This window comes from Streptomyces sp. NPDC007983 (genome assembly GCF_042958345.1).
Classification (GTDB): Bacteria; Actinomycetota; Actinomycetes; order Streptomycetales; family Streptomycetaceae; genus Streptomyces.
The window spans coordinates 306,517-319,868 of the sequence record NZ_JBIBJI010000003.1; the positions used below are offsets into that span (position 1 = coordinate 306,517).

The window sequence follows — 13,352 nt, forward strand, 5'->3', positions numbered from 1 at the left end:
TTCCTTCCCTCGATGAGAAGTTCCTTCGGCTTCGACCATTTCCCGCCCTTGACCATGTCATGCGCATGGCCGAACACTGGCGCAGCAGTCGCTCGCCTCTCACCTCCCAGGAGCATGTATGCGACTTCGCACCCGCGGCAGACGGATTACCGCCCTCGCCGCCCTGCTGTCCCTCGCCCTCGCCGCCCCGATCGCGGCCCAGGCTGACGATCCGGCCCCCGGGCGTGCCACCTCGGGCGACGCGGCTTCCGGCCCGGCGTCCCGCGCCGCCGATGGATCCGTGCGCCAGTACGAGGTCGCGGGCCCGGCCACTCCCGCCCAGCGCTCCGCCGTCGCCGCCACCGGCGTCTCCATCGACGAGACCGACGCCCGCTCCGTCGTCGTCACCGCCGACGCCGCCCAGGTCAGACGGTTGCGCGGGCTCGGCTACCGGCTCACCGCGCTGCCGGGCCCGGCCGATCGCGGTGCGGGCCGGGACGCCGTGCCGTTCGACTTTCCCTCGGCGGACGCGAAGTACCACAACTACGCCGAGATGAACGCCGAGATCGACGCGGCCGTAGCCAAGTACCCCGCCATTCTGAGCAAGCGCGTCATCGGAAAGTCGTACGAGGGCCGGAACATCGTCGCGCTGAAGATCAGCGACAACGTGGCCACCGACGAGGCCGAGCCCGAGGTGCTGTTCACCCACCATCAGCACGCGCGCGAGCACCTCACCGTGGAGATGGCGCTGTATCTGGTGCACCAGCTGACCGACGGCTACGGGACCGACTCCCGCATCACCGACATCGTGAACGGCCGGGAGATCTGGATCGTCCCGGACCTCAACCCGGACGGCGGCGAGTACGACATCGCGACCGGCCGCTACCGCAGCTGGCGCAAGAACCGGCAGCCCAACTCCGGCTCCTCCTCGATCGGCACCGACCTCAACCGCAACTGGGACTACAAGTGGGGCTGCTGCGGCGGCTCCTCCGGCTCCGCGGGCTCCGAGACCTACCGCGGCGCCAAGGCCGAGTCGGCCCCCGAGGTCAAGGTCGTCGCGGACTTCGCGCGCAGCCGGGTCGTGGGCGGCAAGCAGCAGCTCAAGGCCGCCATCGACTTCCACACCTACAGCGAGCTGGTGCTGTGGCCGTTCGGGTGGACGTACGACGACACCGCGACCGGGATGACCAAGGACGACCGTGACGCGTTCGCCGCGATCGGCAAGAAGATGGCGGCGAGCAACGGCTACACCCCTGAGCAGTCGAGCGACCTCTACATCACGGACGGCACGATCGACGACTGGCTGTGGGGCAGTCAGAAGGTGTTCGCGTACACCTTCGAGATGTACCCCTCCTCCAGCGGCGCGGGCGGCTTCTACCCGCCGGACGAGGTGATCGACCGCGAGACGAGCCGTAACCGGGACGCGGTGCTGCAACTGCTGGAGAACGCGGACTGCATGTACCGGTCGATCGGCAAGGAGGCGCAGTACTGCGCGACGGCCTGACCGGTCCGGGAGCCCCGGGGCGCAGGCCCGCCCCGGGGCGTACCCGTGGCTAGATCACCAGGCTCAGCAGCCCCGCCACCGCGAAGCCCGCCACCGACAGCACCGACTCCAGCACGGTCCACGACTTGAGCGTGTCCCGCTCGGAGATCCCGAAGTACTTCGCCACCATCCAGAAGCCGCCGTCGTTGACGTGCGAGGCGAAGATCGAGCCCGCCGAGATCGCCATGATGACCAGCGCCAGATGGGCCTGCGAGTAGTGGCCGGAGGCCAGCATCGGGGAGACGATGCCCGCGGTGGTGACGATGGCCACCGTCGCCGAGCCCTGGGCGACCCGCAGCACCACGGAGATCAGCCAGGACAGCAGGATGACCGGCAGGCCCGCGCTGTCGAAGGCGTCCGCGAGGGCCTGGGCGACGCCGCTGCCCTTGAGGACGGCGCCGAAGACGCCGCCCGCGCCGACGACCAGGATGATGTTGCCGACCGGCTTGAGGGAGGCGGTGGAGACGGTCTCCAGGGACTTGCGGGACCAGCCGCGCCGGATGCCCAGCAGGTAGTACGCGAGGAACAGGGCGATCGTCAGCGCCACGAAGGGGTGGCCGAAGAACTCGATGACCGAGCGCCCGGTGCTCGGGTCCAGCGCGATGGAGGAGAACGTCGCGCAGAGGATGAGGACCAGCGGCGTACCGATGATGGCGAGGACCGTGCCCACCGCCACCGGCCGCTCCCCGGCTCCCCCGCCCGCGGCCCGCTGTTCGGCGGCGACCGCCTCCCGGGACTCCTCCGCCGCCTCGACCATGTCCTGCGGTACGGGGACGAAGATCCGCTGGCCGATCCAGGCGGCGTACGCCCACGCGGCGAGCACGGACGGGATGCCGACGAGGATGCCCATCAGGATGACCCAGCCCAGGTCGACGTGGAGCAGTCCGGCGGCGGCCACCGGGCCGGGGTGCGGGGGCAGGAAGGCGTGGGTCATGGAGAGCCCGGCGAGCAGCGGCATCGCGTACAGCACGATCGACTTGCCGCTGCGCTTGGTGGCCGCGTACACGATGGGCGCCAGGACGAAGATGCCGACGTCGAAGAAGACGGGTATGCCGAAGATCAGGCCGGTCAGTCCCATGGCGAGCGGGGCGCGCTTCTCGCCGAAGAAGCCGAGGAGGCGGGAGCTGAGCGCCTCGGCGCCGCCGGAGACCTCCAGGATCGCGCCGAGCATGGTGCCCAGGCCGATGATGATCGCGATGTGGCCGAGGATGCCGCCCATACCGGATTCGATCAGCGAGACGGCGTCGGACTTCTGGACGGTGCCGAAGAGTTCGGTGACCGAGAGCCCGGCGGCCAGGCCGACGGCTATGGAGACGCCGAGCAGCGCCACGAAGGGCTGCAGCCGGACCTTGATGATCAGGTAGAGGAGAAGGGCGATGCCCAGGGCGGCCACGGTCAGCAGACCGGCGGTGCCGGGGATGATCGCGAGCAGACCACCGGTGTGGGGTGGGGTCTCGGCAGCGGGCGCGGCTGCGAGCAGCATGGGGACTCCGGAAAGTGGGTAGGGCGTAGCGCCGCACGGCGGGGGGGGGCCGCGCGCGGGGGAGAACGAGGTGCGGGTGATCAGGGGTCTGGTCCCGGCGACGACGGTGGGTGTGGGGGATCCCGGGGCGGGCGGGTTACGGGCGCCGCCCGCCCCGGGCGTATCAGGGGCCTGCTCAGCCGAGGACGGCGAGGGCGTCGATCTCGACGAGCAGCCCGGCGGGGAGGCCGACGTAGATCGTCGTACGGGCCGCCGGAGCCTCCTTGAGGTCCGCGAAGAACTCGTTGTAGATCTCGTTGAACTCGGCGAAGTGGCCGGTGTCGGTGAGGTAGACGCGGATCATCATCACGTCCTCCCAGCTCGCCCCGCCCTCTTCCAGCACGGACTGCACGTTGCGCAGGGTCTGCAGGGTCTGCTCGCGCAGGGTCGGCCCGACCGGGGCGGGGGCCTGACCGGGGACCGCGGGGCCGAAGCCGACCTGACCGGCGACCTGGAGGATGTTGCCCTTCTTGACGCCGTGCGAGAACTTGGCGGGCGGGGCGGTGTGCGTGGCCGGGGTGATCGCGGTCTTCTGCAGCTTCTCGGTCATGAGGAGGGTTCCTCGGCTCTCTTCTCGGGTGTTGCTTGCGGTGGTTCTTCGGTGGGTTCTTCCGGGCCGCCGGACGGCCGGGCCGGGGCGCCGCCCGAGTACTCCCGGCTGATGTCCTCCGCGGTGCCGCGCACCATGGGCAGCAGGGTGAGGAGTTCGTCCGCGGTGACGACGACGTTCGGCGCCGATACCGAGCACGCGGCGACGACCCGGCCGTCCGCGCCCCGGATGGGCGCCCCGACACAGTTGATCGACTCCTCGTGGCCGCCGAGGTCGGTGGCCCAGCCCTGCTCCCGCACAGTCTCCAGCTCCCGCAGGAACGCGGTGGCGTTCGGGGTGGAACGGGACGTGTACGCCGGGTACGGAAGCCGTTCGGCCAGCGCCCGCCGCTCGGGCTCCGGCAGGTCCGCCAGCAGCAGCTTGGCGACCGCCGCGACCGTGATCGCGACGGGTTTGCCGATCCGCGAGTACATCCGGACCGGGTAGCGGCTCTCCACCTTGTCGATGTAGAGGACCTCGTTCTCCTCGTACACCGCGAGGTGCACGGTGTGTCCGCAGCGCTCGTTGAGCGCGACCAGATGGGGGTGGGCGATCTCCCGTACGTCCAGGTTCTCCACCGCCTCCTGCGCGAGCGCGAAGAGGCGGGCCCCGAGGCGGTAGCGCTGGTCCTGCTGGCGATAGACCATGCCGTGCTCGTGCAGCGTGCGCAGCAGCCGCAGCGCGGTCGACTTGTGCACGCCGAGTCGCGAGGCGACCCGCTCCAGATTGGCGGGCCCCTCCGCCAGCAGGGGCAGGATGCTCAGCGCTCGGTCGACGGTCTGGCTCATGAGTCGATGACCTCCACCACCGTGGTATCGGACCCCGAGTGCGCCGGGTCTGCCCAGCCGGGGCCGAATCGCAGTGTGCCCCACGCGGCGTCGTCCAGGGTCACCAAACGGTCGGCGTACGCGCGGGAGGGCGGGGTGCCGAGGTCGCCGGGGACCGTGAGGACGGCGGCCGCCATCAGATGGCCGTGGCGCAGCCGCTGCGCGACGGGCAGGCCGCGCAGGGTGCCGGAGAGGAAGCCCGCGGCGAAGGCGTCGCCCGCCCCGACCGGGGCCACGACGTCCACCCGCAGGGCGGGCGCGAAGGTGACGGTGTCGGCTCCGTCGGCCCCGCGGGCGTAGGCGGTGGCCCCCCTCGCGCCCTGCTTGACCACCAGCACCTCCGGTTCGGGCAGGGCCTCGCGGATCGCGGCGGCGCCTCCGCGTATGCCCCAGGCGGCCTCCGCCTCGTCCTCGCCGACGAAGACCACGTCGCAGCCGCGGGCGAGGTCGAGCAGCACGCCCGGCCCCTCGTCCCGCTCCGGGTCCTCCCACAGCGAGACGCGGTAGTTGAGGTCGAAGGAGACCAGCGGCCGGCCGGGGGCGCGGGTGGTCAGCTCGCGCATCAGGGCGAGGCAGTCGGCGGAGAGGGCGGCGGTGATGCCGGTGAGGTGGAGCACCCGGCCGGACCAGGTCTCCTCGTGCGGCATGAGCGCCGGGGACATGGCCGCGGCGGCGGATCCGGCGCGGTAGTAGACGACCTCGGCCAGCGGCTGCTCGCCGCCGTCTTCGGGAACCCCGCCTTCGGGAACCCCGGATTCGGGAACCCCGGATTCGGGAACCCCGGATTCCACCGCCCGCTCGCCCGCCGTGCGGAAGTAGATCCCGGTGGGGCGGCGCGGGTCGCGCTGGACGCAGCCGACGTCCACCCCGGCCGCCGCGATCTCCGTCAGCAGATGGTCGCCGAAGCCGTCCGTACCGACCCGGCTGATCCAGCGCACGCTGTGCCCGGCGCCCGCCAGCCCGCACGCCACGTTGGACTCGGCGCCGCCGATCCCCCGCGCGAAGGCGGGCACCTCCGCCAGGCGGCCCGGCCGGGACGGCACGAAGGTCACCATCGACTCGCCGAGGCACACGACGTCGACACTCGGGGCTGGGCGCACGATCAGTCTCGCTCCTTGCGCGTCTGGGGTAAGGCACACACCGTTGACCCGGTGCTTGGCCGGATGTTAAACAGCGCTAAGCGTTATACGCAATGAACGTTGCAGAGAATGCAACCAGAAATGTACGGGAGGCACCTCCATGGCCACCGACCACAGCGAGCGCGCCGCCGCGCCCACCGCCGGGCACCCGGCCGTCGCCCAGCTCGTGCAGGAGCGTGTCGACCACCGCTTCAAGGGGTTGCCGCCGGACGCCGGAGGCCGCACCGTGGGCGAGCTGGCCGCCGAGCGCCGCTCCCTGTTCACCGGCGGCTTCACCACCCCCGTACTGGCGCTGTCGGCCGAGGCCCTGGAACACAACCTCCTCGCCATGGAGCGCTATTCCGCCGCCCACGGCCTGGCCTTCGCCCCGCACGGCAAGACCTCCATGGCCCCGCAGCTCTTCGAGCGCCAGCTCGCCCACGGCGCCTGGGGTATCACCGCCGCCGTCCCCTCCCACGTGCGGATCTACCGGGCCTTCGGCGTCCAGCGGATCTTCCTCGCCAACGAGGTCGTCGACGCCGCCGCCCTCCACTGGCTCGCCGCCGAACTCGACGCCGACCCCGGCTTCCGCTTCGTCTGTTACGTCGACTCGACGCGCGGCGTGGAGCTGATGGACGCGGCCCTCCGCGAGGCCGGGGCCGGGCGGCCCGTCGACGTCGTGGTCGAGCTGGGCGCGGGCGAGGGTGCGCGCACCGGAGTCCGTACGGAGGCTGAGTGCGCCGCCGTCGCCGACGCGGTGGCCGCCGCCGGAACGCTGCGGCTGGTCGGCGTCGCGGGCTACGAGGGCGAGGTACCGAAGGCGGACGGCGAGCGGGTACGGGCCTGGCTGCGCCGCCTCACCGCGCTCGCCGCCGACTTCGACGCCGCCGGCCGCTTCGACGGCGTGGACGAGGTGGTCGTCAGCGCGGGCGGCAGCGCCTGGTTCGACGCCGTCGCCGACGTCTTCGCCGAGCTGCCCGCGCTCTCCCGGCCCGTCCTGAAGCTGCTGCGCTCGGGCGCGTACGTCTCCCACGACGACGGCCACTACCGGCACATCACTCCCTTCAACCGCATCCCGGAGGAGGGCGATCTGCAGCCCGCCTTCCGCCTCTGGGCCCAGGTCGTCTCCACCCCCGAACCCGGCCAGGCCTTCCTCAACGCGGGCAAGCGGGACGCCGCGTACGACCTCCACATGCCCGAACCCCAGCTCGTCCGCTCCGCCCGCGACGGCTCCGTCCGCCCCGCCCACGGCCTCGTCGTCACCGGCCTCTCCGACCAGCACGCCTGGGTCACGGTCGCGGAGGGCGCCCAGCTCGAGGTCGGCGACTGGGTCGCCCTCGGCCTCTCCCACCCCTGCACCAGCTTCGACAAGTGGCAGATGATCCCCCTGGCGGAGGCGGACGGCACGGTCACGGACTACATCCGCACGTTCTTCTGACCCACCCACCCGCCCTTCCCGGGGCCTTGGCCCCGGGACCCCGCCGCTGGCGTGGCGGCACCCCGCCCGGGCCAAACGGACAGCCCGGCCCGCAACTGGCCCACCCAAGCCCCAGCGAGAAGCCGGGCCGACCGGGACCGGGCGGCCCGGCCCTCCGGGGCCGAGCCCCGTAACCCGAGACCGCCGCGGCACCCCGGGTTCCCCGGGCGGCCCGCCCCACCCGGGACGGGCTCCCCCAGGGCAGACGCCAGGCGGGCGGCGCGCCCGCGACCCGCGCCGGGTGCCGGGCGGCGGCGCACCGGCGACCGCCACACACAGAGAGAAGGCACCGCATGGACCTCGTCATCCGCGACGCGCGCGTCATCGACGGCACCGGCGGTGCCGCCTACCGGGCTGACGTGGCCGTGGACGGCGGCCGGATCGCCGCCGTCGTCCCCGAGGGCGGCCCGCGCCCCAGCGCCCGGCGCACCGTGGACGCCGACGGCCTCGCCCTCTCCCCCGGCTTCATCGACATGCACGCGCACAGCGACCTCGCGCTGCTCCGCGACCCCGATCACTCCGCGAAGGCCGCCCAGGGCGTCACCCTCGAAGTCATCGGCCAGGACGGCCTGTCGTACGCCCCCGTCGACGACCGCACGCTCGCCCAGATCCGTACCGCCATCACCGGCTGGAACGGCGACGGCTCCGACATCGACTTCACCTGGCGCACCGTCGGCGAGTACCTCGATCGCCTCGACCACGGCTTCGACGGCCGAGGCATCGCCGTCAACGCCGCGTACCTCATCCCCCAGGGCACCGTCCGCATGCTCGCCCTCGGCTGGGAGGACCGCGACGCGACGCCCGACGAGACCGAGCGGATGAAGCAGCTCGTCGCCGAGGGCCTCGACCAGGGCGCCGTCGGCCTGTCCTCCGGCCTCACCTACACCCCCGGCATGTACGCCACCGACTCCGAACTCACCGAGCTGTGCCGGGTCGTGGCGGCGTACGGCGGCTACTACTGCCCGCACCACCGCTCGTACGGGGCGGGCGCCCTGCGCGCGTACGAGGAGATGGTGGCCCTCACCCGCGAGGCGGGCTGCGCCCTCCACCTCGCCCACGCCACCATGAACTTCGGCGTCAACAAGGGCCGCGCCCCCGAACTCCTCTCCCTCCTCGACACCGCGCTCGCCGACGGCGCCGACATCACCCTCGACACCTATCCCTACCTCCCCGGCTGCACAACGCTCGCCGCCATGCTGCCCAGCTGGGCCGCCGAGGGCGGCCCCGACGCGATCCTCGCGCGGCTCCGGAACGACACGGAGGCGGCGCGCATCCGCCACGTCATGGAGGTGGAGGGCGCGGACGGCTGCCACGGCGTGCCGATCGAGTGGGACGCGATCGAGATCTCAGGGGTGAACGACCCGTCCCTCGGCGGCTACGTCGGCAAAACGGTCGCCGCGAGCGCCCGCGAACGCGGCGAGGAGCCGTGGACCACCGCCCGCCGCCTGCTCCTGGACGACCGGCTGGGGCCCACGATCCTCCAGCACGTCGGCCACGAGGAGAACGTCCAGGCGATCATGAAGCACCCCGTCCACACGGGCGGCAGCGACGGCATCCTGAACGGCGCGAAGCCACACCCCCGGGCGTACGGCACCTTCCCCCAGTACCTGGGCCGCTACGTCCGTGAGCTGGGCGTCCTGTCCCTGGAGGAGTGCGTCGCCCACCTCACCGGCCGCCCCGCGGCCCGCCTCCGCCTCCCCGACCGCGGCCAGATCCGCGAGGGCTACCGCGCCGACCTCGCCCTCTTCGACCCGCAGACGGTCGCGGCGGGCTCCACCTTCGAGGCCCCCCGCACGCTGCCGGTGGGCATCCCCCACGTCCTCATCGACGGCCGCTTCGTCATCGAGGACGGCCGCCGCACGGACACCCTGGCGGGCCGCGCGGTACGCCGCGTCGCCCGGACGTGAGGCAGGCCCCCGTACGCTCGTACTTCAGCAGTACCAAGCGCCGTCAATGCGACGCACTTCGCGGAAACTGCCATCGCCGACTCGGCGGGACGCTTCCTCCCACTCCCGCATCACCCTTGGCCTGCCCTCCGAATGGATAGGCCAATCGGTGCGCGTGACCGGCCTATCCGCGTAAATTGGCTCCCATGAGATGGCGTAAAAAGGGCCGATTTCGGGGAGTATCGTCGCAAGGGAGTGGAGTGTGCGACGGTGGTACCACTTGCCAATGGCCGTGATCCTGAATCCGGATTCCAATGCTTCCCGCAGATACGGAAGAGCAAATTCCACGTTCTGCCATGTGTTAACGGATTGATCCTCACAGCGAATTACGGCATCGGGCACGCCGCGCGCAATGAGAAGCCTGCGGAATTCCCTGGCTTCCACAATGCGGTTGTGGCGGTTGACACCGCCAGTCGCGATGATGAGCGGAGCCAGCCCCTGATGGTACCGTTCGGCCGCGATCTCCACGGGCTTGGCCTGATTGGTTCCGAAGGCGAGATGAGCGGTAGGCAGTTCCACTGGGGGCGGCGCCTCGATGTCCACGAACGTGGTAATTTCGCCGATCTGGCCACTGTCCAGGTCTTCGCTACTCATGCACGATCACCTCCCTCAAGCGAGAATCATATTCGGCAGCCTGTCGGGTGTCAGCAAAATCTCGCTTGAGAACCTGATTGAATTTTCCGGCAAGAACCACGGTGGGCCATACGGTCCGATCGCTATTGAGGGCGGCATGCGCAGCGGAAACGGCTTCATCGAGGCGCCCCGTTCCGACTTGAGCAAGGGCCAGGATCAGGAGGGCACGAGCGTAACCTGGGGAATGTTCACCACGAGAGCGCACGCCGTGATGGTGATGCGTCTCAATTACCCTGCTCGTCGACGACACTGCCTCCCGGAAGCGCCCGAGCAACATCAGAGAAGTTGCCGTGTATGGCGGATCTTCCGCCATGGCAATAGAGAAGACCCCGGGCGCGTTTACACCGGAAGGAATACTCTTCATTGCCGCCGCGGCATAGCGCCTGGATTCCTCCATCCCCTCGGCGTCGCCGACCATTGCCGCAGTCCGCATTTCCTGTGCGGCGAGTTTGGCGTGAATAACCGTACCCATCGGGGTGGCAGCCTGCCCCTGAGAAGCAAGCGACATCGACTGATGTGGCCGCCCCTGATAGAAGGCAATCATGGACCTAGTCCACATAGACCAGCCCGCGAGTTCCGGTTTCCCTACTTCCTTGCTCCGTCGCTCAGCATCAGCGCACCAGAGATGGGCCGACGCATGAGCCCCCATATCGCATGCCGCGATGCTGAGCAGGCAAGACAGCCAGCCAGCGGCCAGTTCCAGGTCCTTACGTTGCCGTGCGACTCCGGCACTGTCCAGAAATCTGTTTGCGTACGACCTCACCATCAGAATCTCGTCATACACTTCCGATGGCGGCATAGCGGAAATCGAATGGGCATAGTGATCGACAAGTTTGCCGAGACTTTCCGCGACAATGCCAGGACTGTCGTTGCCCATCACGTCAAGAGCTTGAATGACGCGTCGGCCCCGATCCAACTGCGTAGCAACCATCGGACCTACCGCCAATGCGGCGGCTCCCGCGGATACGAAAGCGCGCCGGTCCACAGACACCACCTCCCCGCGAGCCGGCACGTTATCCGCCCCGCCAATGTCTTCTGGTGAACCCTCCCAAGGCCGGGGAGGCAAGCCCAACATTCCTCCAGGGATGCCGAAACCATCGGCAATGCGTTCGATCACTTGCTGTCCGCGAATGCCACGGACGCCTCGGACAATGTCGCTCACCCGAGCGCTGGTCATCTTGCCGATTGCCGCCGCCATGGACGCATAGCTGGTGCCCGTCCGTCTGTTGACGAGCCGAAAGATCTCCTGGAAGTTGCGCGCGGCGCATGCACGCTGCATCGCCTCGCTCTGTAACAGCACCTCAGGGATCGTCAGCGGATAGCTGCTGCGGCGTGTCTCGCGTTCGTCCATGGGCCACCTAGCAGGGACGGCAGTGATCTCTTCTCAGAGTAGCCGCGGCCCCGGAGCGGGGTTCCCCAAATCAACCAGCAGGGTTCCCCGTTCGCGGTTCCGCCGCATGCCCTCGGGCTCGAAACTCTTGAGGCGGCATTCCCGTGCCGAGCAAGACCCCCGCGACCGCTGCACACGGCCCGGGGGCATGGCCACCGCTGAAGAGGAGCGTCAACGTGCGGAAGAATACCGCCCGAACGGTGCTGCGGAGACTGCGCGAACTGATCGCCACCCAATTCCGCCTTGGTGGCCAAGGTGTGTGGTCCAACGCGGTCGGGGAGTTGGCGCGGTGACCGCGACAAACGGTCTACGGCTGCTGCCGTGGTCCAGCCCCGAAGGCAAGCCGTGCTTCCTGTCAACGGACGGCGGCAGCAGCCGCTTGAGCCGCAGGGCGGATGAGATCGAGGACCTTCAGTTGTCCATGGGCGCCGACCTCCTCGGTCACGCCCGCGTGCTGCTCAACGACCGGAAGGCCGACGTCCGGGAAGTCCGCTTCCTCGCGGAGCGGCTGTGCGAAGCGCTGCGCGACGCACTGCGGGTCGCGGAGAGCCGGGGCGGTCGCTTGCCCAGTCACGACGACGATGGCGATGCCGACGCCAGAGCATGACGGCTTCTCTGCGGAGGACTACCAGCGAAGGCGCGTCGAAGAGCCATTGAACGCGTCTGCGCACGGGTGATAATTCAGCTGCTCCCCATGCGGTGATCGGCACTCCCGCAACACCGCCCGCCACCGTAGTCAGCCGGTCGCCGAGGCAGGCGCCGGCCGCCCGGAAACCGGGGGTCTTCAGCGCACCGGCCGGGTTGCGCCCCGCCCTTCTATCTCCAATCTGCATCGTTCTTAGAATGGCCGGGTGAAGGAGATTGAAGCGATCGCGGCGTTGCAGGATCCGGTGCGGCGCCGCCTGTACGAGTATGTGGTGGCGCAGGGCCGCGAGGTCGGCCGCAACGAGGCCGCCGAGGCGGCTGGGGTGGCGCGCACGCTCGCTGCGCACCATCTGGACAGGCTGGCCGAGGCCGGGTTGCTGGAGAGCGGCAGCCGCCGCCTGACGGGCCGTTCGGGGCCGGGGGCAGGCCGACCTGCCAAGGTGTACACGCGGGCACGGGCCGAGCGGGCGGTGTCGCTGCCCGCCCGCGACTACCGCACCGCCGCCGAGCTGCTCGCCGAGGCCGCTGAGCAGGCCGGGCTGGACGCCGGGCTATGCGTGGCCGCGCGCCGCCGGGGCGAGGCCCTGCGCGGCTCGGCGGCGCCCTGCGGCGACCTCGAAGAAGCCATGGAGATGCTGGCCGCCCGCGGCTACGAACCACACGTGGAAGACGCCGAAGGCGCCAAGGGGGCGCCCGGGACGGCCGCGCGCGTCGTCCGTATGCGCAACTGCCCCTTCCACGCCGTCGCCGAACGCTTCCCGCCGCTGGTCTGCGGCATGAATCTCGCGCTGCTGGAGGGGCTGCTCGGCACGGACGGTCGCGTCCGCGCCCGCATGGAAGCCCGACCGGGGGAGTGCTGCGTGGTGGTCGAGCCTTCTAAAGACAATGGTGATTGACATAGAAAAGTGGGCCGTGCTGGGATGACGCCATGACCGCATCCAGGCGTGCCGCCCATCTCGCCCACCTCAACGTCGCCACGCTCCGCCACCCCCTCGACGACCCGCGCACGGCGGGGTTCGTCGACATGCTCGACCCGGTCAACGCCGCCGCCGACGGCGCACCCGGCTTTGTGTGGCGGCTCGTGGAGGAGGGAGCGGCCGACGCCACCGGCCTGCGCCCGGCGGGCGAGAACGTCATCGTCACCCTGTCGGTGTGGGAGACCCAGGAGGCCCTGTGGGACTTCACCTACCGCAGCGGGCACCTGGAGGCGATGCAGCGGCGCCGCGAATGGTTCGAGCGGCACGTCGAGGCGCACCTGGTGCTCTGGTGGATCCCCGCCGGTCACCTCCCGACCGTCGACGAGGCCCTGGAGCGGCTGGCGGACCTGCGGGCGCACGGGCCGTCCCCTCGCGCATTCACCTTCACCTCCTCCTACACCGCAGCCGAGGCCGCCCAGCACCTACAGCCCGTGCCGCCGGCGTAGCCCGAACAGCCCGCCCCGGCGGGCGAGGGCCGCGAAGTCCCGGTTGCTTTCGGGGTGCAGCTCCCCCCAGTGGCCTCGCGACAGAACGCGGCCAGCGCCTCGGGATCGGCGCAGTCCAGAGTGATCGCCGTCAGCTTCATCCGCGGGGGCATGGCAACTCCGGTGAGCGGCCATAAGGGGGCGACGCGTTCGTGCTCAGCGGCCTCACACCCCAGCTCGGGTTCTACGAGAGGATGGACGCCCATCAGCAGAAGGGACTG

The 13,352-nt window shown here is 70.4% G+C and carries 12 protein-coding genes; 6 read left to right on the top strand and 6 right to left on the bottom strand.

Translation table 11 applies throughout. The features are described 5' to 3' along the window. Positions 1-118 precede the first annotated feature (118 nt). Complete coding sequence (locus tag ACFZCY_RS10350; protein ID WP_391170946.1) at positions 119-1,483, top strand: M14 family zinc carboxypeptidase; 1,365 nt, start codon at positions 119-121, stop codon at positions 1,481-1,483. 49 nt (positions 1,484-1,532) lie between these two features. Here ACFZCY_RS10350 and ACFZCY_RS10355 read toward each other — a convergent pair whose 3' ends face one another. The 4 genes from ACFZCY_RS10355 to ACFZCY_RS10370 form a co-directional block, all read right to left on the bottom strand. Beyond that, entirely contained in the window at positions 1,533-3,005 is a 1,473-nt protein-coding gene (locus tag ACFZCY_RS10355; RefSeq protein ID WP_391170948.1) for a gluconate:H+ symporter, read from the bottom strand. A 175-nt stretch (positions 3,006-3,180) separates the two neighbouring features. Beyond that, positions 3,181-3,594 (bottom strand): Rid family hydrolase, encoded by a 414-nt coding sequence (locus ACFZCY_RS10360; RefSeq protein ID WP_391170950.1) that lies wholly within the window; start codon positions 3,592-3,594, stop codon positions 3,181-3,183. Further along, positions 3,591-4,421, bottom strand: coding sequence for an IclR family transcriptional regulator C-terminal domain-containing protein (locus ACFZCY_RS10365; protein ID WP_391170952.1), 831 nt, complete (start codon positions 4,419-4,421; stop codon positions 3,591-3,593). The genes ACFZCY_RS10360 and ACFZCY_RS10365 overlap by 4 nt, the downstream gene beginning before the upstream one ends. After that, positions 4,418-5,515, bottom strand: coding sequence for a PfkB family carbohydrate kinase (locus ACFZCY_RS10370; protein WP_391172106.1), 1,098 nt, complete (start codon positions 5,513-5,515; stop codon positions 4,418-4,420). The genes ACFZCY_RS10365 and ACFZCY_RS10370 overlap by 4 nt, the downstream gene beginning before the upstream one ends. A gap of 184 nt (positions 5,516-5,699) precedes the next feature. Here ACFZCY_RS10370 and ACFZCY_RS10375 point away from each other — a divergent pair, with 184 nt between their 5' ends. Both ACFZCY_RS10375 and ACFZCY_RS10380 read left to right on the top strand, forming a co-directional pair. Further along, entirely contained in the window at positions 5,700-7,016 is a 1,317-nt protein-coding gene (locus ACFZCY_RS10375; protein ID WP_391170954.1) for an alanine racemase, read from the top strand. Positions 7,017-7,348: 332 nt separating this feature from the next. Further along, positions 7,349-8,962, top strand: a complete 1,614-nt coding sequence (locus ACFZCY_RS10380; RefSeq protein ID WP_391170957.1) for an amidohydrolase family protein — start codon at positions 7,349-7,351, stop codon at positions 8,960-8,962. Between the two features lie 24 nt (positions 8,963-8,986). On the opposite strand, the gene ACFZCY_RS10385 is transcribed toward ACFZCY_RS10380, so the two are convergent. Both ACFZCY_RS10385 and ACFZCY_RS10390 read right to left on the bottom strand, forming a co-directional pair. Further along, on the bottom strand, positions 8,987-9,595 hold the full coding sequence (locus ACFZCY_RS10385) for an ElyC/SanA/YdcF family protein (RefSeq protein WP_391170959.1): 609 nt from the start codon (positions 9,593-9,595) through the stop codon (positions 8,987-8,989). After that, complete coding sequence (locus ACFZCY_RS10390) at positions 9,588-10,985, bottom strand: hypothetical protein (protein WP_391170961.1); 1,398 nt, start codon at positions 10,983-10,985, stop codon at positions 9,588-9,590. Before ACFZCY_RS10390 ends, ACFZCY_RS10385 begins: the two co-directional genes overlap by 8 nt. 328 nt (positions 10,986-11,313) lie before the next feature. Between ACFZCY_RS10390 and ACFZCY_RS10395 the strand changes: the two genes are divergently transcribed. The 3 genes from ACFZCY_RS10395 to ACFZCY_RS10405 all read left to right on the top strand — a co-directional run bounded on the left by ACFZCY_RS10395 (position 11,314) and on the right by ACFZCY_RS10405 (position 13,092). Further along, a complete protein-coding gene (locus tag ACFZCY_RS10395) occupies positions 11,314-11,631 on the top strand; it encodes a hypothetical protein (protein ID WP_391170962.1) in 318 nt (105 codons plus the stop codon). A 244-nt stretch (positions 11,632-11,875) separates the two neighbouring features. Further along, positions 11,876-12,565: a helix-turn-helix domain-containing protein gene (locus ACFZCY_RS10400; protein ID WP_391170964.1), complete on the top strand. Its 690-nt coding sequence runs from the start codon at positions 11,876-11,878 to the stop codon at positions 12,563-12,565. Between the two features lie 32 nt (positions 12,566-12,597). Further along, entirely contained in the window at positions 12,598-13,092 is a 495-nt protein-coding gene (locus tag ACFZCY_RS10405) for a DUF3291 domain-containing protein (RefSeq protein ID WP_391170966.1), read from the top strand. Positions 13,093-13,352 lie beyond the last annotated feature (260 nt).